Origin of the sequence: Enterobacter cloacae complex sp. 277I4, from assembly GCF_050031465.1 — a bacterium.
Taxonomy (GTDB): domain Bacteria; phylum Pseudomonadota; class Gammaproteobacteria; order Enterobacterales; family Enterobacteriaceae; genus Enterobacter; species Enterobacter cloacae.
In genome coordinates this window covers 2,790,526-2,812,957 of record NZ_JBLGWC010000001.1, presented here as the reverse complement: position 1 = coordinate 2,812,957, position 22,432 = coordinate 2,790,526, and the positions used below count along the sequence as shown (strand labels likewise).

Annotated in this window: 18 protein-coding genes and 1 pseudogene; 9 read left to right on the top strand and 10 right to left on the bottom strand. The window is 50.4% G+C overall.

Going from position 1 to position 22,432, the window contains the following annotated elements; genetic code table 11:
- Positions 1 to 14 precede the first annotated feature (14 nt).
- Positions 15 to 1,001, bottom strand: a complete 987-nt coding sequence (locus ACQG19_RS13665) for a CMD domain-containing protein (RefSeq protein ID WP_222168461.1) — start codon at positions 999 to 1,001, stop codon at positions 15 to 17.
- A 154-nt stretch (positions 1,002 to 1,155) separates the two neighbouring features.
- Positions 1,156 to 1,944 carry an enoyl-ACP reductase FabI gene (fabI, locus tag ACQG19_RS13660; RefSeq protein WP_013096384.1) on the bottom strand — a complete coding sequence of 263 codons (789 nt, stop codon included), beginning with the start codon at positions 1,942 to 1,944 and terminating at the stop codon, positions 1,156 to 1,158.
- Positions 1,945 to 2,398: 454 nt separating this feature from the next.
- Here fabI and ACQG19_RS13655 point away from each other — a divergent pair, with 454 nt between their 5' ends.
- The 6 genes from ACQG19_RS13655 to ACQG19_RS13630 all read left to right on the top strand — a co-directional run bounded on the left by ACQG19_RS13655 (position 2,399) and on the right by ACQG19_RS13630 (position 10,260).
- Complete coding sequence (locus tag ACQG19_RS13655; protein ID WP_058681314.1) at positions 2,399 to 2,635, top strand: hypothetical protein; 237 nt, start codon at positions 2,399 to 2,401, stop codon at positions 2,633 to 2,635.
- Between the two features lie 32 nt (positions 2,636 to 2,667).
- Positions 2,668 to 5,097 carry a poly-beta-1,6 N-acetyl-D-glucosamine export porin PgaA gene (gene pgaA / locus ACQG19_RS13650; protein WP_246931671.1) on the top strand — a complete coding sequence of 810 codons (2,430 nt, stop codon included), beginning with the start codon at positions 2,668 to 2,670 and terminating at the stop codon, positions 5,095 to 5,097.
- Between the two features lie 8 nt (positions 5,098 to 5,105).
- Positions 5,106 to 7,127 carry a poly-beta-1,6-N-acetyl-D-glucosamine N-deacetylase PgaB gene (gene pgaB, locus ACQG19_RS13645; protein WP_194500497.1) on the top strand — a complete coding sequence of 674 codons (2,022 nt, stop codon included), beginning with the start codon at positions 5,106 to 5,108 and terminating at the stop codon, positions 7,125 to 7,127.
- Positions 7,120 to 8,445: a poly-beta-1,6-N-acetyl-D-glucosamine synthase gene (gene pgaC / locus ACQG19_RS13640; RefSeq protein WP_194500498.1), complete on the top strand. Its 1,326-nt coding sequence runs from the start codon at positions 7,120 to 7,122 to the stop codon at positions 8,443 to 8,445. Before pgaB ends, pgaC begins: the two co-directional genes overlap by 8 nt.
- Before the next feature lies 1 nt (position 8,446).
- Positions 8,447 to 8,842, top strand: coding sequence for a poly-beta-1,6-N-acetyl-D-glucosamine biosynthesis protein PgaD (gene pgaD / locus ACQG19_RS13635; RefSeq protein WP_102752864.1), 396 nt, complete (start codon positions 8,447 to 8,449; stop codon positions 8,840 to 8,842).
- A 68-nt stretch (positions 8,843 to 8,910) separates the two neighbouring features.
- Complete coding sequence (locus ACQG19_RS13630) at positions 8,911 to 10,260, top strand: sensor domain-containing diguanylate cyclase (protein WP_228486034.1); 1,350 nt, start codon at positions 8,911 to 8,913, stop codon at positions 10,258 to 10,260.
- 2 nt (positions 10,261 to 10,262) lie between these two features.
- Here the strand turns inward: ACQG19_RS13630 and ACQG19_RS13625 are convergent, their stop codons facing one another.
- Complete coding sequence (locus tag ACQG19_RS13625; RefSeq protein WP_058681310.1) at positions 10,263 to 11,087, bottom strand: helix-turn-helix transcriptional regulator; 825 nt, start codon at positions 11,085 to 11,087, stop codon at positions 10,263 to 10,265.
- 61 nt (positions 11,088 to 11,148) lie between these two features.
- Complete coding sequence (locus ACQG19_RS13620; protein ID WP_058681309.1) at positions 11,149 to 11,550, bottom strand: RidA family protein; 402 nt, start codon at positions 11,548 to 11,550, stop codon at positions 11,149 to 11,151.
- A 134-nt stretch (positions 11,551 to 11,684) separates the two neighbouring features.
- On the opposite strand from ACQG19_RS13620, the gene ACQG19_RS13615 reads away from it, so the two are divergent.
- Positions 11,685 to 12,275 carry a TetR/AcrR family transcriptional regulator gene (locus ACQG19_RS13615; RefSeq protein WP_095907902.1) on the top strand — a complete coding sequence of 197 codons (591 nt, stop codon included), beginning with the start codon at positions 11,685 to 11,687 and terminating at the stop codon, positions 12,273 to 12,275.
- 9 nt (positions 12,276 to 12,284) lie between these two features.
- Here ACQG19_RS13615 and sapF read toward each other — a convergent pair whose 3' ends face one another.
- Genes sapF through sapC form a run of 3 tightly spaced genes read right to left on the bottom strand, consistent with a single transcriptional unit; the run spans position 12,285 to position 14,975 of the window.
- Entirely contained in the window at positions 12,285 to 13,091 is an 807-nt protein-coding gene (gene sapF / locus ACQG19_RS13610; protein ID WP_013096393.1) for a putrescine export ABC transporter ATP-binding protein SapF, read from the bottom strand.
- Position 13,092: 1 nt separating this feature from the next.
- Positions 13,093 to 14,085 (bottom strand): peptide ABC transporter ATP-binding protein SapD, encoded by a 993-nt coding sequence (sapD, locus tag ACQG19_RS13605; RefSeq protein WP_013096394.1) that lies wholly within the window; start codon positions 14,083 to 14,085, stop codon positions 13,093 to 13,095.
- Entirely contained in the window at positions 14,085 to 14,975 is an 891-nt protein-coding gene (gene sapC / locus ACQG19_RS13600; RefSeq protein WP_020690956.1) for a putrescine export ABC transporter permease SapC, read from the bottom strand. Before sapC ends, sapD begins: the two co-directional genes overlap by 1 nt.
- Before the next feature lie 174 nt (positions 14,976 to 15,149).
- Between sapC and ACQG19_RS13595 the strand changes: the two are divergent.
- Both ACQG19_RS13595 and ACQG19_RS13590 read left to right on the top strand, forming a co-directional pair.
- A pseudogene (locus ACQG19_RS13595) lies at positions 15,150 to 15,531 on the top strand (Arm DNA-binding domain-containing protein); the annotation flags it as partial.
- Between the two features lie 1,557 nt (positions 15,532 to 17,088).
- Positions 17,089 to 18,120: an IS630-like element ISEc33 family transposase gene (locus ACQG19_RS13590; RefSeq protein WP_003033020.1), complete on the top strand. Its 1,032-nt coding sequence runs from the start codon at positions 17,089 to 17,091 to the stop codon at positions 18,118 to 18,120.
- Between the two features lie 5 nt (positions 18,121 to 18,125).
- Here the strand turns inward: ACQG19_RS13590 and ACQG19_RS13585 are convergent, their stop codons facing one another.
- From ACQG19_RS13585 to sapA, 3 genes are all read right to left on the bottom strand, one after another.
- Complete coding sequence (locus ACQG19_RS13585; RefSeq protein ID WP_426725924.1) at positions 18,126 to 19,004, bottom strand: acyltransferase family protein; 879 nt, start codon at positions 19,002 to 19,004, stop codon at positions 18,126 to 18,128.
- 770 nt (positions 19,005 to 19,774) lie between these two features.
- The gene (gene sapB / locus ACQG19_RS13580) at positions 19,775 to 20,740 is read right to left on the bottom strand and encodes a putrescine export ABC transporter permease SapB (RefSeq protein WP_013096396.1); all 966 of its coding nucleotides are present in this window, start codon (positions 20,738 to 20,740) and stop codon (positions 19,775 to 19,777) included.
- Entirely contained in the window at positions 20,737 to 22,377 is a 1,641-nt protein-coding gene (sapA, locus tag ACQG19_RS13575) for an ABC transporter substrate-binding protein SapA (RefSeq protein WP_038419595.1), read from the bottom strand. Before sapA ends, sapB begins: the two co-directional genes overlap by 4 nt.
- Positions 22,378 to 22,432 lie beyond the last annotated feature (55 nt).

The window sequence follows — 22,432 nt, the reverse complement described above, 5'->3', positions numbered from 1 at the left end:
GGTAAATAGTATGGTTATTCCGCTTTGCCAAGCGCCACTTTCAAACGCTCCAGCCAGCCGTCTAACGCGCTTCGCGTAAGCAGTGCAATCGCCCGGCCAGCGGGAAGTCCTTCCTCCGTGAGCGGGTTAAACTGTGCTGCACTGAAACGGTCCGGTGAACGTGTCAACAACTCCACGGCCGCTAAGAGCGCAGGCGACGCGGCCCGGTCTTCATTGCGGCAATGATTCAGGATTTCTCCCGTCAGATCGAGCAACGTGGGTTCGTGGCAGAGCACAGGCGTCAGCGCCTGAAGGGCGGGCTCGGCTTGCCAGCGTGAAAGCGACTCGAGTTGATGCGCACTGGCATAGCGCAGTTCCACGACAGGCAGTAGAGCGATCCAGACGCCGGGCCTGGCGGGCAGCGTGTGCGGTTGAATATGGTGTCCCGGCAACCAGCGTACGGGGTGGCCCAGCAGCGCCTGAAATACTGCTACCACGCGGGCCTGAAAACCGATGAAGCCAATAATCTGGCTGATGAGCACGATGTCATACGTTGTCAGACCCACCTCATCAAGCTGGTTCTGCGCTTTATCATCAATGACATCCGGTGAGCTGGCAAGCTGGCGGGCATACTGCGTGATCTGGGCCAGACGGCGGTTACTTTCGCGAGAGGAGTCCGGGCCGGGAAGGGGGGCGAGAAGGGCGGCGTAGTGGTTACAGAGCCTTTGAACCCCGCAGGCCTGCGCCACCGTCAGCGCGGTGCTTAGCCTGTCGTAGGCACTCAGCGTATGCAGACGGTTGACGGCGATATCGAGTGGAAACAGCCGGTGACATAACGCCCGGGCAGGAGTAAGCCAGCCAGCACAGGCAGTAACAATCTCATCCGGTAAGGCTAAATCGAGCAAAAAACGATCGTCGATGTTAGCGGCTTCGGGCACCAGAGGCAGGACATCCGTCTGCGCGTGGTTTGACTGGGTTTCGTGGTACCAGTGGCCTTTGCCGGAAAAACGGCGTTGTTCCATGGGCGTTCCTTGATCTCAAAATGGCGATCAATATCCTGGCGTAAGGCGGATGAGGGGAAAAATATTGTTAGGTGATAACAAATAGCAGAACGGAATAACGAGAGAGGGCGGGACGGGAAAAACTCTCTTCCCGCCCGGGAAGAGAGTCACAAACTTATTTAATTTCCAGCTCGTTCATTGCAGCGATGTTGAAGCCGCCGTCAACGTGAACCACTTCGCCGGAGATACCCGCGGAAAGGTCAGAGCACAGGAATGCTGCAGAGTTACCCACATCTTCAATGGTAACGGTACGACGAATCGGGGTAACCGCTTCGCAGTGTGCCAGCATTTTACGGAAATCTTTGATACCGGAAGCCGCCAGGGTGCGGATTGGACCTGCAGAGATGGCGTTAACGCGCACGCCTTCAGGGCCCATTGCGTTCGCCATGTAGCGGACGTTTGCTTCCAGAGACGCTTTAGCCAGACCCATCACGTTGTAGTTAGGGATTGCGCGCTCTGCGCCCAGGTAGGACAGGGTCAGCAGGGCGGAGCCCGGGTTCAGCATGGCACGGCAAGATTTCGCCATCGCAACAAAGCTGTAAGAGCTGATGTCGTGAGCGATTTTAAAGCCATCGCGGGTTACCGCGTTCACGTAGTCACCGTCCAGCTGGTCGCCAGGTGCGAAGCCGATGGAGTGAACGAAACCGTCGAATTTGTCCCACGATTTTGCCAGTTCAGCAAACATGCCATCGATGCTTTCATCTTGTGCAACGTCACATTCCAGAACAATGCTGGAACCCAGCTGCGCGGCAAATTCTTCAACACGGCCTTTCAGCTTGTCGTTCTGGTAGGTGAACGCCAGCTCAGCGCCTTCGCGATGCATTGCCTGTGCGATGCCGTATGCGATGGACAGTTTGCTGGCAACGCCGGTTACCAGAATGCGCTTACCGGAAAGAAAACCCATAGCTTTAATCCTTATATTCATTGCTTATTTTGCCTTGTAATTCATAGCGTTACAGGCAGTATTTCAAAATTATTCGAAATCAGCTCGAAATTATAGCCCACTCACTGCCCCTTGTGTCACGCTATTTCTTGCTCTTCTGCCGCGACGGGGCTCCCGGGAAGTATTGAGCTGACGCTTTACTATTCTGTTTCACAGGGTTCTCAGCAGTATACCACTGCGCGTCAGGTTCGCCTCATCCAACCAGAGAAGGGAGAACGACGCCGCCACGTCGATACGCCCGGACCTTTTGCGCAAAATGATCCGTTCAGCCGTTTCAACTGACTAAAATTTATCGCGGGTCGAAGCACATCAGAAATTTCATTCTTATATTTACGCGTAAAGTAAAAATTTGAAAACAGGAAATATTTCGTGCATCCGCTTAGAAATAAATATCTTACAAAGGGAGTTGTAATTGATGAAAGAGGAAATGTATCAATACGATGACGATGATATCGACTCGATTGCCTGGTCCGTCGCATTTAGCGAGTGGCTGGGAATGGACTCATTACAGGATTGTGTTCTGAAAAGGATCTCAGAGAAGGACAGGGAAAAATATGAAAGTAAGTTAGCTGAATTTCGCCATTTTTTTCAATACGCGTCAGGAGAAGAATATTTTTCACGTTATCTAATACAAAATAAAATGCAGCGCTAAGTTTATTTTATACGGATATATGGATTATATGCATGAGGATTGCACAGTTATTAGCAAAAACGTTAATTGCCGGAACGTTTTCTCTCCCATACGTGACGGTGTCGGCCATGATGCCCGCGGATAATAATCAGTACGACGCCATGATTATCGAGGCGAGAAAAGGCAATACACAACCTGCATTAACCTGGTTTTCGGGTCATCACCAGCTTGATGAATCTCAGGTTGCCGACTGGATGCAGATCGCCCTCTGGGCAGGCAAAAATGACGAGGTCATCGAGGTCTATTCCCGTCACCAGAATTACACGCTGCCGGCGAGAGCCTTGGCCGCACTGGCGGTTGCCTGGCGCAATAAGCAGGAGTGGAAAAAAGCGCTACAAGTCTGGAACCGTATCTGTGATGAAAGCCCGTACACGGCGGAGTTTTGCCGGGGAAGAGTATTGACCCTCGCCGACAGCGGTGAGTATGACGGGGCGCTGCGCGAAATACGCCTGCTGCAAAAAAGAGCGCCAGACAGCAAAAATTCTCTGGCGGAAGCGTATGTACACAGGCTTGCCGGCCATTACCCCGAAGAATTACTGGCCATCACACAGGCGATGCGCCAGTCAGCACACCCGGAAACGTTGTTTGATGCCTGGCGTGAGGCGCTGGCAAACAATCAGTTGCCGGCAACCGAACTCAAGCATGTGCAGGCGCAGGGGAAACAGCCACAGGCCAGCGAACGCGCGGACGCGGCGGCTGAGTTAGTCAGGCTGGCGTTCATGCCGACCCGCAGCGAAAAAGAGCGCTACGTTATCGCCGATCGGGCTTTATCCCTTTATGACGGGATGATCGCCGAGTGGAAAAATAAGCCGGAGTATGACGCGGTATACCGCCGGATTTACGTCGACAGACTCGGGGCCTTGCTTTCACGCAATCGCCACGAAGAGGTCATCGCGCAATATCAGCAGATGCAACAGGATGACTTCGTGCTGCCGGAGTATGCCCAGTACTGGGTGGCGTCGGCGTATCTCAAAACGGGTCAGCCCGATCGGGCGCAGGCAATGCTCTCAAGGCTGTTTTATCAGACACCCCAGAAGGTCGATGACATTTCGGAGGAGGAACGTGCCGATCTGTTTTATAGCCACCTGGAGAGTGAAAACTACCGCCCTGCGATGCTGCTGACGAAACGCGTCGTTGATACCACGCCGGCCACCGTATATCCGCGCGGATCGTCAGTGCCCGTGCCGAATGATAAGTGGCTTGAAGGGCAACAGTTCCGTTCCTCGCTGGCGATGTACGAACAGGACCTGGCCCGAGCGGAATCACTGACGCGCAACCTTGCACAGGCGGCGCCGGGTAACCAGGGATTGCGTATTGACCATGCGCGCGTTCTTCTTGCACGCGGATTGCCACGAGCCGCAGAAGAGAGCCTAAAGCAGGCCGAGTTGCTTGAACCGTCCAGCATTGCCCTGGAAACCGAACAGGCCTATGCCGCGCTGGATCTTCAGGAGTGGCAACAGGCTGAGGAGCTGACAAAGGATGTGGTGCAACGCGCTCCTGACAATGCGGCGGTAAAGCAGCTCAGTAGGGCGCTTGCTACCCACCAGCGTGCAGAATTACGGGTGGCAGGAACGGTTGGTATTGATTCTGACTCTCCTGACGCAGGACGTCACGATGTTAGCTTCAACAGCACCCTTTATAGCGCTCCGCTGAATTATAACTGGCGCGGATTCGTTGGCTACGGCTTTTTTGACGGCCGTTTCCAGGAGGGAAAAGGCGTAGTGCATGACGGACTCATGGGGCTGGAATGGCGTTCGCGAGATCTTTGGGCGGAGGCTGAAGTCTCAGGCCGACGTTTCAGTGGCGATCAAAAAATCGGGGCCCGGCTTTCGACCCGTATCGATTTTAACGATAGCTGGCAGTTGGGGCTGGAAGGTGAACGCGTGTCGCGTAATGCGCCGATGCGTGCCATGAAAAACGGCATTACCGCGAACAGCGGTGGGATGGAGATACGCTGGTATCAGCATGAAAGTCGACAATACAGCGCGCGCTATCTGAAGACCGATTTCTCTGACGGAAACCACCGGAATGAATATTTCCTCAACGGTCAGGAACAGGTCTGGACTTCGCCTGATGTGAGCCTGAACCTCCAGCCGGGCGTCTATTACGGCATTAACAGTCAGTCAGACGTGCCTTACTTCAGTCCGGAAAAACGTATGGACGTGATGGCCGGGATGACACTGGATCATCGGCTGTGGCGCCGGTACGAAAACAGCTGGACGCAGAGATTCAGTGCCGGTGCAGGAAATGCGTGGCAGAAGAGCTATGGCAGCGGGCTCATCACCCAACTGGGCTATGGACAGCGCGTGTCCTGGCGCGACGGGGGAGAAGCGAGTGCGACGATACGCTGGGATAAACGCCCCTACGACGGAAAGCAGGAACACAATCTATCTGTTGATTTTAATGTGAACCTTCGATTCTGAGGCAACATATGTTACGGAAAGGATTTCAAACATTACTCATGCTGCTTGGCATTATGCTCGTAGCCGCGTGCGTCGACGGGCGCGGGCCTGCCTATACCAGCCCGGCCCTGCGCGAAAAGTTACGTGCCGAAATGCCATGGCCGGCGAATGGCTTCGTGACGATTGCGTATCATGAAGTGGAAGATGGCGAAACGGATCAGCGTTTTATGTCCGTGCGCACCTCCGCGCTGAAAGAGCAGTTTGCCTGGCTACGTGAAAATGGCTACAAGCCGGTTAGCCTGGCGCAGATCCGTGAGGCACACCGCGGGGGTAAGCCCTTACCGGAAAAAGCGGTTTTATTGTCCTTCGACGACGGCTTCAGTAGCTTTTATACGCGTGTCTTCCCGCTGCTTGTTGCCTTTCAGTGGCCTGCTTTATGGGCACCGGTTGGCAACTGGATTGACACCCCCGCCGGGCAACCGGTGCAGTACGGCGATGAAAAGATCGCGCGTGAACGCTTTGCAACCTGGCAGCAGGTACAGGAGCTTTCCCGTTCTCCGCTGGTGGAGATAGGTGCGCATACCTGGAACAGCCATTTTGGCACCCTGGCGAATCCGAGCGGCAGCATGCTGCCTGCATTTGCGAATCGTCAGTTTCTCAAGAGCGATCAGCACTACGAAACCGAAAAGGAGTATCGTTCGCGCATACGGCAAGACGCAAAGATGCTGATAAGCCACTTTAAGACGCATACCGGTAAAGCCCCTACGGCCTGGGTGTGGCCATATGGCGCGGCGAACGGGACGGCAATTCAGGAGCTTAAGGCTCTCGGCTTTGACATGTTTTTCACGCTGGAGGATGGGCTTTCATCGGCCACGGAGCTGGATTCAATTCCGAGGATATTGATAAATGGCAACCCTACCCTTGAAGAGTTTGCGCTTCAGGTGACGGGGGTGCAGGAACAAGCGTTCCAGCGCGTGATGCATGTCGATCTGGACTATGTGTTTGATCCCGATGCCGGGCAGATGGAAAAAAATATCGATGCCCTCATTCAGAGGGTTAAAGATATGGGGATCACCACCGTTTACCTGCAGGCGTTTGCCGATCCGGCGGGTGATGGTCTGGTGAAGGCGGTCTACTTCCCAAACCGTTGGCTGCCGGTGAAGGCTGACATTTTCAGTCGCATTGCGTGGCAGCTCCGCACCCGGGCAAACGCGGCCGTTTATGCCTGGATGCCGGTCCTGAGCTGGGATATGTCGGCAAACTTAACCCGCGTGCATAGCCTGGCGGCAGACGATGACGAACGTCCTCAGGTCAGTCCATCACAGTATCGGCGTCTGTCACCATTTGATGCTGAGGCGAGGCAGCGCATTGGTGATATGTATCAAGATCTGGCGGCGCATGCCTCGTTTGACGGCATTCTTTTTCATGACGACGCCGTGCTGACCGATACGGAGGACGCCAGCTCTGTAGCACTGGCCGCTTATGAAAAAGCGGGTTTTAGCCGTGATATCAGGGCAATTCGCGATGACGCGCAGCAATTTGAGGCATGGACCCGGTTCAAAACCGAAACACTCACCCGTTTCACCCTTGAACTGGCGGATAAAGTAAAAGCTATCCGTGGCCCGCAAATCAAAACGGCGCGTAACCTGTATGCGTTGCCGCTGATTGAACCGAAAAGCGAAGCGTGGTTTGCACAGAACCCCAATGACTTTCTTACGCACTATGACTGGACGGCCGTCATGGCGATGCCCTACATGGAGGGTGTGAAGGATCGGGAGAGCGACAAGTGGTTTAAGGCACTTATTGCGCGCGCAGCGGCTTTATCTGACGGGAAAAATAAGATGATTATCGAGCTTCAGGCTCGGGACTGGCGACCGGACGGGCAACACCAGCGTATTGAATCCCGCAAGATTGCGGAGTGGATGCGTATTATGCAGCTCTCTGGAATGAAACATTATGGCTATTACCCTGATGACTTTTTGAATAATCAGCCGAAAATAAATGTTATTCGGCCGGAATTCTCAACGAACTGGTACCCTGAAGATGAATAATCGCTATTTCTCAATCGTTATTTTAATTCTGGTGTTGTGTATCCCTGTCGGGTTAACCCTGCTGTTTTCCGCAGAGGTGATGCTGAGATATGTCTTTTTCTGGCCGTTCTTTATGTCGATATTCTGGATAGCAGGCAGCGTCTTTTTCTGGTTCTATCGCGAGCGGCACTGGGAGTGGGGTAAAGATGCGTCGGTACCGATGATTAAAGATAACCCCTTAATTTCGATTGTTATCCCTTGTTTTAATGAATCGAAAAATATTCAGGAGACCATCGCGGCGGCTATGTCACAGCGGTATGACAATTTTGAAGTTATTGCAGTGAATGACGGATCGTCGGACGACACGGGCTTTCAGCTAAATATGTTGGCCGAGCGTTATCCCCGCCTGCGTGTTGTGCATTTGATGGAGAACCAGGGAAAAGCAATTGCGTTGAAAAGTGGTGCCGCCGCTGCAAAAGGGGAGTTTCTGGTTTGCATTGACGGCGACGCCTGTCTGGATCGTGACGCCGCAGCCTGGCTTGTCGCGCCGATGATTGATAACTCGCGTGTGGGGGCTGTGACCGGCAATCCGCGGATCCGCACTCGCTCAACATTAATCGGCAAAGTCCAGGTCGGTGAATTTTCATCGATCATTGGTCTTATCAAACGTACGCAACGGGTCTATGGCCAGGTGTTTACCGTTTCAGGGGTAATTGCGGCGTTCCGCCGGAGCGCGCTGGCGGATGTGGGTTACTGGAGCGATGACATGATCACGGAGGATATTGATATCAGCTGGAAACTACAGCTTCGTCGCTGGTCTGTGTTCTATGAACCGCGGGCGCTGTGCTGGATTTTAATGCCGGAAACGCTGCGCGGGCTGTGGAAACAGCGTTTACGTTGGGCGAAGGGGGGCGCGGAGGTTTTCCTGAAAAACATGAGCTCCCTCTGGCGCTGGAAACACAGGCATATGTGGCCCCTTTTTATGGAATATTGCGCGACGACGGCATGGGCATTCACCTGCCTGGTCAGTGGGTTGGTCATCCTGGCGGAGGTAATCCAGAACGGATCAACGGGAGGGCTCTCCATTTCATCGGTGTCAGAAAATGCCGGAGTGCTGCTTTGCAGCCTGTGTCTGGTGCAATTCCTGGTGAGTATCCTGATTGAGTACCGCTATGAGCATAACGTCGTTGCCACGCTGTTCTGGATCATCTGGTATCCGATCATCTTCTGGCTTATCAGTTTATTCACCACGCTTGTCGCGTTCACTGTTGTGATGCTGAATCCCCGTAGCACTCGTGCGCGTTGGGTCAGTCCGGATCGCGGGATTGCAAGGGGGTAACATGAAACACTGGATTATCAATTCGCAAAAAAGCGTCTTCCGGGAGTGTCTGGAACTGATCGTAACCTGTCTTTTGTGGGCTATGTTTGTGTACTTTGCCTCGGGGTTTATCGCTTTATTCCTGAAGGGGTTTACGCAGGGGAATGACGCTTTTTTGCGGCTGTTCTTCTATTTCATCCTGGCGATACTTAACGCGCTGGTACTGGTGCTCTGGGCGATTTACAACCGCTATAAGCATCAGAGAATTGCGGTTCCTCCTGCCCGTGTGGCGAGTGAGGCGGAACTGGCGATGAGCTTTTCACTTTCCCAGCCGGTTTATCAGCAGTTCCAGGCTAATAAAAAGTTATACGTTGATTTTGACAACCATGGTGACGTGGTAAATGTCACCTCAGAGTAGTAGTACGATCCCCCTGACCGTGCCGGTCAGGGGGCGGTTTGCGTCTTTATAGTTATGCGGTAAGAAGGATGATGAATAACATTACGTTGGCCGAGAAAATGATCATGCTTTCCGGTGCATTTCTATTTGCACTGATGATCGCGGTAAACTCTTTTTGCGTGAATGATAATCCAGGCTTCAGAGTACCCATGACCACATATTTAATCGTCATGATTGCGCTGTTCTTTCTGGATACCATCATCTTTATTTTCATCCAGATGCAGTATGCGTCTGACAGAACACACCTGTCCTCATTGATTCTGAGTATGGCGTTTTTAAGTGGACTGGTTTATTTCATTGAAACGATCGTTATTATTCAATATCCTGAACACGCTGGTTTTTCTAATGCGGTAAAAACAAACGACACGGCTGTATTCTATTTTTTCAGGCAACTAAGCTTTATCTTTTTACTGGCGCTCGCCGTTCGGGTGGAAAAAATCACAACACGTTCGTCGTCAGGACGGATTAATAAGTTCAGCCTGGCGTTAACATTATTTATTCCGCTGGTTGTGTTCCCGGTTCTGGCCCATTATATGAGCAGCTATCATCCTGCATTATCATTAACGATAGCGGCAGATGGTCGTGACCAGCATGCTCCCGTCTGGGATGTCCGGTACGTTAACGTTCTGATCACGCTCTGGTCGTTTTTACTCTGCTATATGACCTATGTGACGCGACTGTCTTCAGGCATGTGGAACAGTATTATTGTGGTGTGTCTCTCCGCCATCATTTACAACTTTTTCCTGTTGCTGCTCGATACGTATAATATGTCACTCTGGTATATTAGCCGTACAGTAGAGGTATTTAGTAAATTATTTGTTATTTTCACCTTGTTATTTCACGTATTCAGCACGTTAAAGATTTTTGGCGATCGAATTAATCGCGACCCGCTTACGCAGATCTTTAACCGTAAGTATTTTTATGAGGCGCTTCAACGGAACCGCATGCTCAGGACAGAAAAAGGCACGAGCATAATGATGCTGGATATCGACAACTTTAAGTCTATTAATGATACCTGGGGTCATCCGGTAGGGGATCGCGTCCTTCTGGCGGTGGTGGATATTATCAAAGACAGTATCCGGGATAAGGATATTTTTGCCAGACTGGGCGGTGAGGAGTTTGGTCTTCTGCTACCGAATACTGACGAGAGCCTGGCGGTATCCGTTGCCGAGCGTATTCGCCATAATGTCCAGCACCGGACCGGACAGGGTAACCTTTACGCGCTTCCTGCAGAGGTGACGCTGAGTATCGGCGTGTGCTCAGCCATTCAGAGCAACCTTAACAGCACCGATATTATTCGTAACGTGGATGAGGCGCTCTATGAGGCCAAGCACAACGGTAAAAACAGAATCGTAAGCAGACACGCAGAATGTGGGTGAGCTTATAAAATGGGGATAAAAACGTCAAAATTAACATGCTCATCGCTGTAAGAATTAAACTGCATTAAATAAATGCCCTCGCGCAACGCCAGACGCTTTTTAACCATTGCTTTAACGAAGGCAATTTTGTTAAAGGCGCTGTAGCCCTCCCAGCTACCGCTGAAGGTCATTTTTGCGTATTTTCCTTTTACTACGCACGTCCCTCTTTTTGCAGTCGTGTCGCTTTGTAAGGAATACGAGATTAAGACCTCAACAAGATAAGATCGGCTTTTGCCTAAGCGTTCGGGTGGGCGAGGCACAAGGGTGATGCGATCAATCTCATGACGATTTTCGATAAGCAGTTTCTTGATTTTTTTAGTAATATCATGGACCGAGGTATCAAAAAGATGATCATGTTCGATAATTTGATGGGTATAGAGAAATGTTTCATTCAGTTCACAAATTTCGAGTTCTGGAGTTTGATGGTCGCTTAATAAAAAAGAGGGCTGTAAAACATCAAAATTCCACACTCTGGCACGTCTGTACTCAGAGGGTGTCAGCCCGGTCATTTTTTTAAAGGCTCTGGAAAAACCCTGGCTACTCTGGTAATGGAAAAGATAAGCAATATCCGTCACCGGAATCGAAGTCATCCTTAGCATAATAGCAGCACGGCTCAGCCTTCTTCTGAGAATATATTCTCCTAACGAGAGCTGATAGTGCTCCTTAAACCAGGTTTCAATGGTTCGTCTGCTGTATCCGATATCCGCAACCAGGTCATCAATATGTAAAATAGTAAAGTTATTTTCCTCCACCCAGGAGAGAATATACCTTCTGATGCTGTCTTTCATTGGCGTGTCAGTTATTACTTAACGGTAAATGAGTTTCATGCTGGGCAAATTATGCCGGAAGTTAATTGACTGGCGAAGGGATTCTGGCAATAACTTTAATTTCAAAATCAAAACCAGCGAGCCAGTTAACGCCTATGGCAGTCCAGTTTGGGTAAGGAGGACGCGGGAACGCCATTTTTTTCGCCTGCATAATGACGGGAAACTGGTTTTCAGGGTCGGTGTGAAATGTCGTTACATCGATAATATCGTCAAAGGTACATCCCGCGGCCGCAAGGGTAGCCTGGAGGTTATCAAATGCGAGCTGTACCTGAGCGGCGAAATCGGGCTCAGGTGTGCCATCGCTGCGGCTGCCGACCTGGCCAGAAACAAATAACAAATCGCCCGAGCGGATGGCAGCAGAATAGCCATGCTCTTGATAGAGGGCATGACGGTTGGCCGGGAATACAGGTTCACGTGGGTGCATAGCATTTCCTTTTATAGTCGAGGTTATTGTCGTGATGACAAAGTAGAAGTAACATACGCGATGTATGTGAAAAAATGTAATCCACATACGCCGTGTATGTCAAATGGAAAACGCTGCTTAACCAAGGAACCCCCATGGCTGCAAAACGTCGTGCTGAGACGGCACAGGAAAATCGCGAAAAAATGATACAGGCAGCCCGTAAGGCGTTTGCTGAAAAAGGATATGCCGCTGCCTCAATGGATGAACTGACTGCCAGCGTGGGCTTAACGCGCGGTGCGCTGTACCATAATTTCAGCGATAAGAAAGGGTTACTGGCGGCTGTAGTCGCACAGATAGACAGTGAAATGGCTGAAAAAGCGAAAGCCATTGCTTCCACTGCGGAAAATGACTGGGAGAGGTTGCTGGCGGAAGGCGTCGCTTATATCAAAATGGCGCTGGTTCCGGAAGTGCAGCGTATCGTTCTTCTTGATGGTCCAGCTGTTCTGGGCGATCCGGCGCAATGGCCTAGCCAGAACAGTTGCCTGGAGTCGACTCGTCACACCATCGAAAAAATGATCGCATGCGACGTTCTTAAACCGGTTGATGCAAAAGTCGCAGCCCATCTGCTGAATGGCGCTGCGCTGAATGCTGCCTTGCTCATTGCCGCGAGTGACGACCCGCAGAAAACGCTGCCCCATGCCATTGAGGTATTCACTCTTCTGGCTGGCGGGTTACGCAATAGCTAAGGGATATTTTTAACGATCCTTTCTCCATGCATCAGCAGTTAGCGCTTCACCAAAATGTCCGGCAATCAGGCGTTTTGTTAAATCGTGGAGTGGGGAGGCCAGCACATCCGCCGTGCTGCCGCGCTCGACAACTTCCCCCTGATGCATGACCATCACCTGGTCGCTGATGTGTTTCATCATGCCAAGATGTTGGGTCACGTAGATATAAGAGATCCCCTGTTTTTCCTGCAATTCCAGCATCAGGTTAATTAACTGCGAACGCATCGACATATCCAGTGAGGCGAGTGCTTCGTCAGCAATAATCACCTTCGGGCGCAAAATCAGGGCGCGCGCCAGCCCCAGACGCTGCTTCTGTCCCGGAGCCAGCATATGCGGATAGTAACTTTCGTGATCGGGCAGCAGTCCGACCATACGCAGGGTTTCAAAGATACGTTTACGGCGAGCGTCAGGCTCCAGATCGGTATTCAGCCGCAGCGGGAAATCCAGGATCTGCGAAATACGCTGGCGCGGATTGAGCGAGGTGGAGGGATCCTGGAAGATCATACGGATGCGCTGGCTGCGGAAGGAGTAATCGCCAAATGCCAGCGGATGATCGTCAATCAGCACTTCACCGCCGCTTGGCTCAACCATGCCCGCCAGCATCTTAGCCAGCGTGGATTTGCCGGAACCATTCTCGCCAATAATCGCCAGCGTCTGCTTTTCGCGCAGCGTAAAGCTCAGCGGTTTCACCGCTTCCACGGTCTGGCGATGGAACAGCCCGGTGCGGTAGCGAAAGGTCTTACTCAGGTTGCGTACTTCCAGTAAGGTTTCGACCATTTCACTCTCTCTCCATGTTCAGCGGGAAATGACAGGCGTAAAGATGGTTTTTCGCCCCCGTCAGACGCGGCGTTTCAATACACTTACGCTGAGCATACGGGCAACGTGGCCCAAGACGACAGCCTATCGGCAATGATTCCAGAAGCGGGATCGCACCCGGCAGCGTGTTCAGACGGCTCTTGTGCGGCATGGCGCTGCCAAAATCCGGGATCGCACGAATCAGCGCCTGGGTGTAGGGATGGTGCGGCGTGGTGATCAGATCTTCACTGGGGGCGGTTTCCACCGTTTGCCCACAGTACATCACATCAATTTTATCCGCCCATTTGCTGAGCATTTGCAGGTCGTGACTGATCAGCAAAATGGTGGTGTTGTTATTCTGATTCAGCCGCGTCAGCAGACGGAATATCTGCGCCTGCGTGGTCGGCTCCATCGCGTTCGTTGGTTCATCCGCAATCAACAGACGCGGCTGATTGGCCAGCGCGATGGCGATCATCACTTTCTGGCATTCACCGTCGGTGAGTTCGTAGGGGAAACTGCGCATTGCGTCTTTATGATCTTTGATCCCGACGCGGTGCAGCAGCTCAATGGCGCGGCGTTTGCGCCAGCCGAAACGCTGCCACCAGCGGCCTTTATAAGTCCAGCCGGGGATATTCTGCATCAGCTGCTTACCTACGCGCTCGGACGGGTCAAGGCAGGATTGTGGCTCCTGGAAAATCATCGAGACGTTATGGCCGACCAGCTTGCGACGCTCGCGCGGAGAGAGGCGCAGCAGGTCAATATCATCAAAACGCATGCGGTCGGCGGTGACGCGCCAGTTGTCCTTCGCTACACCACAAATGGCTTTGGCGATGAGGCTTTTCCCGGAGCCGGATTCGCCCACCAGCCCGCGAATTTCACCTTCAGCAAGGGTAATGCTGATTCGATCGACAGCCTTAACCCAGCCCTCACCGGTTTTAAACTCGATGGTGAGGTTGCGGATATCAAGAAGCGGCATTATTGCACCCCCGCATTAATTGCGCGGCGAATACCGTCGCCCAGCAGGTTAATCAGCAACACGCTGACCATAATGGCCGCACCCGGTAACATAACTGTCCACGGGGCGACGTAGATAAGCTCCAGCGCATCGCCCAGCATCGCACCCCATTCCGGTGACGGCAGCTGGGCACCCAAATCGAGGAAACCCAGCGCAGCGATATCCAGTATCGCCATCGACAGGGCGCGGGTGATCTCGGTGACCAGCCCGGCTGCGATATTCGGCAGGACGGCAAACCAGAGAATATTCAGCGTGGTGGCACCGTCCAGACGGGCAGCAACAACATACTCTTTCTCCAGTTCGTCATGCACCATGCTGTACACAGAGCGAACGATACGGGGCAGGATTGCCAGCCACACGGCAAACATGGCATGCGTCAGGTGCGGCCCGGCAAAGGCCACCACAATGATCGCCAGCAGCAGCGATGGGATAGAGAGCAGGGTGTCCAGAATGTGATTCAGCACCGCCGAGCGCAGACCGTGGGTGGAGCCAGCAAAAATGCCCAGCGCCAGACCGCAAACTGTGGCGGCAAGCGTCACCACAAACGCGCCACCCACCGTTGGGGCGGCACCGCTCAGCAGGCGGCTCAGCACATCACGGCCCAGATCGTCGGTGCCCAGGAAGAAGGAAACTTCCCCATAGCGTGACCACGACGGGGGCAACAGTTGATAGCCGAGGAACTGCTGGTCGATACCGTACGGCGCAAACCACGATCCAAATACGCACAGCAAGACCAGACCGGCACAGCCGTACAGGCCGATCATTGCCGTGGTGTCACCATAGAATTTACGCCACACGGTACGTAGCGCACCGGGCGTGCGCTTTTCACTGTATACGCTATCGTAGGGCATATGAATCCGTTTTAAGTTTGTTTGTCATGCTTTAGGTCTTTTGAAAAATGCTGATATGCCAATAACTTGCCTGCTTTGAGTGCTTTGATATTGGGTATTACACAATAATTAGAAGGTTATCAATTTCCGATGAATGTGTACATCATCTGTATGACTTCTCCCTGAGTGTGCACATTGCTTATTCATACAAAACTTCGAAAAGCTTTATGCAACAAAAGAGACAAAATCGAGATTATTCCAGACGCTCATGGCATGAATGTCAGATTGCCTACATCCGATAGTATAACATTCTTTTACCGTTAAAGATGGAATGGAAAAGCGAATCAATTGACAATTGGTGATTAGCTGACCATATCTCTGTCGCAAGCATATGAGCGTAGACAGCTGCTCAGGGCCTGGCTTACAAAAGTGTTGGACCAAAGACAAAAGACCGTACTGGTGAGACAGGAAAAAATAATATGATTACTTTAGAAGTAATAGTTTGATTATTGGGATAAGCAATACCCCTTTCCCAGGGCTTGGTAAATACAAGGTAAATGGCCGGGAATTGAAGAACCTTTCTAATGCAGTGCTGTGGAAATAACTGGTAATTATAGTATTAACAAACAACTCTTCATAACCTTGCAGGCTGTTGGCTAGGTGTGTTTTTTTGCACCGCTGAGAACGGGTTCATGCACCACTGCTTAGACTAAATGTATTGCATGACGATTGTCATGTTATCGGCAGGATTTCCTGCGAGTTGGAGCGGCAAGGTTGCGACTGATTGAGCTATCATCCCGGCGGCAGCCTTCAACTAGCTCACAAAGCCTGCACAGAAAATTGAGTGAGTGGTGGAAAAGAAGTTGGTGCCTTATGTTCCTCTATTACTATATAGGTGTTTTCTGTGGCCATTCCTCTTATGCCAAATTACGCAGTCGCTTTGAGGCGGAGTAGGTGAAGTTATTAAGATCGTCGCTGATTACTCATCAGTATTTAAATTAATAGGTAAAGCGCGTATGGTTTAGCATATACTGGAATATGCAAAGCCCCAGCAGTTTTGCGGATGCCTCAATGTCGGCGATTCAGTTGTAGTTCTCATATTTGTTGACGAAAATGCTGAAGAACTGCTCAAATGTTGCGGTCTCAAAGTAAAAAGATGGATCTGATTATTTAATTTGAATAGGATATAGCGTATTACTTATTCCGTTCCGTGACTTTACTTACGATGAGAATAAACGCCCTAGTTTTGGGGTTATACCGTAAAGGAACTCGAATGGATGTCTTATGTGCAATAATATAATAAAGAATATCTGCGTAATAATATATTGATAAGAGATGTTGCCACGTCAAAATTTCTGTGTGACTGCTCTATGTAGCAATTAAATGCCCTATTTGATTTTATGGTCAAGAAATATTAATGCTGTCGACTATGGTGAATGGAAGAGAATGTCAACATTCCCATTTCAGGTTTTTTAGCTGAATGCTTTAGGAAGACACCATTACAATGTGAGTAGGGTTATAGTAAGAATTACCCAAATTTCGTCATGTATTTCAAATTATCTATAACCCCAATGATGGGGTTATTCTCTCATATTTGTGCTTTATTTGGCTTGCTGTCATTTAAGTTGTGACAAGAACCAAGCATACTATGGTACGCATAAATGCTCAGGCAGAATTAAAATTATATTCCGCCATGTTGTTGTATAAAAAAACAGATCAGTTACAGCCCTCAGTTTTAGAGGGGAATCTAAAATTCCCATTTCTATAAAGACCTTATTTTTCATGAGCAGACGAGTAACATCTTTCATGCTGTTTTTTGTTTAGTAATTTTCTTCCAGCTAAAATAAATGGTTTCTCAATTGTAACATATAAAACTGAGGCCAGTAAAATTGATATTGACATCATAATAAAAAGTTTACTAAAGCCAACCCCAGTTGATAGCAAAGGGATCGTTGACTGATATTCTTTAAATATGAAGTGTGTAATTATATGAGTTAGGTAAAGACTATATGAAATATTGCCTAAAAACTCTAAATAGCTGCGCGGAATAGTAGATCACTGAAAGGGAACTCAGCCCGGATTGCGCGATCTGATCATTCGCCAAACCAACCAAAACCACCAACCGGACTGAGCGATGCCGATCATAGCACCAATACCCCGTGGCGAACGACGCCTGATGCAGAAAGCTATTCATAAAACGCGCGATAAAAATCATGCCCGCAGACTCACGGCCATGCTGATGCTTCATCGGGGTGAACGGGTCAGCGATGTTGCCAGAACTCTCTGTTGTGCCCGTTCATCCGTTGGTCGCTGGATTAACTGGTTTACGCACTCAGGTATTGAAGGCCTGAAATCCTTACCCGCAGGGCGCTCCCGACGCTGGCCTTTTGAACATATCTGCACCCTGTTACGTGAGCTGATAAAGCATTCTCCCGGCGATTTTGGTTATCAACGTTCACGCTGGAGCACCGAATTACTGGCAATAAAAATCAATGAGATAACCGGTTGCCAGTTACATGCAGGAACCGTTCGCCGCTGGTTGCCATCTGCGGGGCTTGTATGGCGCAGGGCCGCGCCAACTCTGCGCATCCGTGACCCACATAAAGATGAAAAGATGGCGGTAATCCACAAAGCGCTGGATGAATGCAACGCAGAGCATCCGGTATTTTATGAAGATGAAGTGGATATTCACCTTAATCCTAAAATCGGTGCGGACTGGCAGTTGCGCGGACAGCAGAAACGGGTAGTGACGCCGGGGCAGAACGAAAAATACTATCTGGCCGGCGCACTGCACAGTGGCACGGGTAAAGTCAGCTACGTGGGCGGCAACAGCAAAAGTTCAGCGCTGTTTATCGCTCTGCTGAAGCACCTGAAAGCCACTTACCGGCGGGCGAAAACAATCACGCTGATCGTTGATAACTACATTATCCATAAAAGCCGCGAAACACAGCGCTGGTTGAAAGCAAATCCCAAGTTCAGGGTAATTTACCAGCCGGTTTACTCGCCGTGGGTGAATCATGTGGAACGGCTATGGCAGGCACTTCATGACACGATAACCCGTAATCATCAGTGCCGCTCAATGTGGCAGTTACTGAAAAAGGTCCGCCATTTTATGGAAACCGCCAGCCCATTCCCCGGAGGAAAACATGGTCAGGCAAAAGTGTAGCGGTATTAGGCGCAGCTATTTAGCGTCTTATTTTTCTTCATCCCATAAACCTTCTCCCATGAAATAACACATACAAATAAAATCAGAGAGATAACGCCATATCCTTTAGGGCCAATAAATGTACCATATCCCGACATGTAGCAGTATATAACATAAGAAAAGCCTACTGAAATGCAAAAATTAAAAATATATTTGTTGTTGATGTTTTTTAGGTAATCTAAGCAGTTATGGAGTGAAAAGACAATTAAGCCTATAGCAAACTCTAGCATCATTGGAGAGGAATATATTTTTATTAGCCCTATAAATGGACCATCATAATTCGCTGACGTTGAAGCTGTAAGATTATACTCTCCATTATTGAAATATGTCTGAAGAGTTAAATTAATTACTAAAATAATGAGAATACATAGCATTACTCGATGTTTGTGATTTAATGCCATGGCCACCATAAACAGCACATAAAACGCAATCTCATATGTTAATGTCCACGCAGAAAATATGGCCGTATAACCATATACTGGAGCATGATCGTCATAATTTAAATGTATAAAAAATATAGATTTAATAAAATTCAAATCAAAAGTTTGGGAAGTGCTAAAAAATAATAACAGAAGGCATGTTATATAAACAGGATAAATCCTAAAGAATCGCTTGGAAAGAAATGACAATTGAGACTCTTTTTTTTGAGTAGCATAGGCAATTATAAACCCGCTAATCATAAAAAATAAATCGACACCTATCGCTCCGTGCAAGAATAAAAGATTACCTAGATCATTTTGCGCATATACGCCGTTCACTGCCCCTCTAAAATGGAATAGCACAACCAAAACACAAGCTATGCCCCTCATATAATGTAATGAATAGATTTTATTGTCGGCTTTCATTTTTCAACTGAATTTTATTTTAACATTACAACATAATACACTATCTCTGAGGGTAAAGTAAATAATGACGATTTTCAACGTACGCGCGTAATTGCATGGTCTTCCCATGATGGAAATGCCACTAAACTTCCGAATCTCTTAAAGTTGGAGTCAAATAAGGTAGGATTTTGAATTTTGTTTTACGCCATGCCACCATATCTGTTCATTGAAGGCGATGTTCTTGTTGATATGCCTAAGATAGGTATTCTTACGCACCACATTCATCCTGTATCGAATGACGCAAACGCCATCAACAAGTAGTAATCGAAATGCGTATATGACATGTATCTTTCCAGGATTTTCTCGTCTTATCATTCCAGTCGAGCCATCCGTTTGCGAAACTGAGTGCTCAACCGTGTTACCATAAAACTTGAAGCATTCTGCTAGCAGCCGCAGTTTCGACACGCGCGTTGATCAATGGCGGTCTGTTATACTATGCTGGAACGTCGCTGCAGAATATCAGATAGAGGTGGAGCCGACCTTTGTTCGCACGAAAGAAAAACTATGGTACCGAGCACGTCGTTTTACGACCAATAGGCACCGTGCCTTAAGCTATGTCGAGGTCGGCTTCATCGGCCAGATAAGATAGCTCCAACAGCCCATGTTTCGATTGAGACTGTTGGAGCAAAAAAACAATGTGTACAAATGTGCGTATTAAAACTCAATATTAATAGCGGCGCCTGTACTTATCACATTGATTTTAAATGGAAATAAATGCAACCCGATAATCACTATCGTAAGGCATACCATTCCTTATGCTTCAACGGGTTGGCCATTGCACCCAAAATATCGGAAATCACGTTAACAATAATCACCAGCGAACCAATCACCATGACGCCTGCTGAAATGGCGGCGTAATCCTGCTGACGAATGGCGTTAATGAGCCACCGGCCCAGACCTGGCCAGCTAAAGACCATCTCGGTGATCATCGCCAGGGTCAGCATGGTCGAAAACTGCAGCCCAAGGCGCGGAATAACCGGCGGGAGCGCGTTGTGCAGTACGTGACGACGCAAGATAGTCAGGCGTGAAAGCCCGCGCGTGGCCGCAGCTTTAACGTAGTTCTGATCAAACACTTCCATGGTGCTCAGGCGCATCAGGCGGATCACTTCGGTTGTTGGCGCCACCGCAAGCGTTAGCACCGGCAACACCATATGACGCAGGGCGCTGACGATCATTTCGTGACGCCAGACGGAATCAGATAGCCATGCATCAATAATGGCGAAACCGGTCACCGATTTAACCGTGTAGAGGAGGTCAAAGCGGCCTGAAACCGGCAGCCAGCCCATCGTCAGAGAGAAGAAAAGCGTCAGCAACAGCGCCAGCCAGAAGACCGGGATAGAAAAGCCGAGCAGGGCGAGGGCGCTGATAAATTTATCCTGCCATTTATTGCGATAAATCCCCGCCAGCATGCCCACCGGAATGCCCACCATCAGGGCAAAGCCGAAGGCCAGAATGCAGAGTTCCATCGTGGCCGGGAACACGTCTTTCAACTGCTCAGAGATAAGCTGTCCGTTGATACTGGAGACGCCAAAATCCCAGTGCAGCAGGCCGTTGAACCAGAACAGCCAGGCATCCCACAGCGACGATCCCTGAAGCGGGGCGTGCGGCGTAAAGTAGCTCAGGCTGAAGCCCACGAAGGTCAGTAAAAAGAGCGTCACCAGCAGTAACAGGAGTCGACGCAAGGTAAAAATGATCATGGTTTTTTCACCTCTTGTTCTTTTTCACGGTCGACCCCGGCGAAGGAGGCGTTGCCAAACGGGCTCAATACCAGGCCTTTAATATCGTAACGATAGGCCTGCAGACGCAGGGAAGAGGCCAGCGGCAGCACGGGCAGTTCCTTAGCGAGGATCTTTTGCGCTTCATCATAGGCATCAATGCGTGACGAGAGCTGTTGTGACGCCAGCGCTTTTTGCAGAACGGCGTCAAACTCGCGGTTGCACCAGTGAGCGTAGTTGGTCTGTGAGTTTATTGCCGCGCAGCTTAACAACGGACGGAAGAAACTGTCCGGGTCGTTACTGTCAGTCGCCCAGCCCGTCAGCGTAAGGTCATGGTTCATATCCATCAGGCGCGCTTCCTGGAAACGCCCTTCAACCGGAACGATGATCACTTTTACACCGACCTGCGCCATATCGGCCTGCAGCAGCTCGGCGGTTTTCAGCGGGCTAGGGTTCCATGCCTGAGAGCTGGTCGGTACCCAGAGCTGCAGCGTCAGGTTTTCAGCGCCCAACGCTTTAAGCTGTTCGCGTGCTTTTGCCGGATTGTATTCCGTGATTTTGGCTTCACCGTCATACGCCCACGAGGCGCGCGGTAGAATAGAGGCGGCGGTTTCCGCGGTGCCGTAATAAATGGACTGCATCAAACGCTGGTTGTTAATGGCCAGCGCCAGCGCATGACGAACTGCCGGGTTATTCAGCGGCGGCTTATCGGTGTTAAAAGCGAGATAGGCAATGTTCATACCCGGGCGCAGCGTCAGGCGCAGGCGCGGATCGTCGCGTAAAATAGTGAGCTGGCTGGCGGCAGGCCAGGCCAGCACATCACATTCGCCGGTCAGCAGCTTTGAGAGCCGTCCTGTACCGCCAGACCCGAGGTCGACCACAACCTGCGGCATCAGCGGCGTGCCGCGCCAGAAGTGTTCGTGGCGCTGCAGGCGAATATATTGCCCGGCGCGGTATTCGGCCAGCTGGAACGGACCGGTGCCGACCGGCTGGCGGTCAAGCAGCTCCTGACGATCCTGCTTGTTCAGCTTTGCCGCGTACTCAGCGGACATGACGGACGCATAGTGGGTCGCCAGATGCCAGAGGAAAGAGGCATCCGGGCGCGTCAGGGAAAATTCAACCGTCCGGTTATCCAGTTTGCGCACGCTTTTAACGGTGTCGGCAAACTGCAGGCTGTCGAAATAGGGGAAGTTCCCCCCGTTGACGTTATGCCAGGGGTGATGGCGGTTGAAGATACGCTGGAACGTAAAGACCACATCGTCTGCATTCAGCTTGCGCGTGGGGGTAAACCACGGCGTATGCTGAAACGCAACGTCATCACGCAGACGGAAACGGTAAGTTGCGCCGTTGTCCAGCACCTCCCAGCTTTCCGCCAGCTCCGGCACCAGACGGTAGGTGTACGGATCAACATCAAGCAGACGGTCGTAAAGCTGAGCGGCGAGAGTATCCACAATCAGGCCGCTGCCCGCTTTTTGTGGGTTGAAGGTATCAACCTGTCCGCTGACGCAGTAGACGAAGCCACTGTCACGAATATCAGGCTGCTCAGTTGGCTCGGGGGCAGCAAAGGCCTGGCTACTGAACAGACTGAGTGCAAAAAAGGACGATAAAACCAGACGCATAATTTTTAAGGTATGATATGTTAAGTGGCTATCTTACTAATATTAAACGAAATTA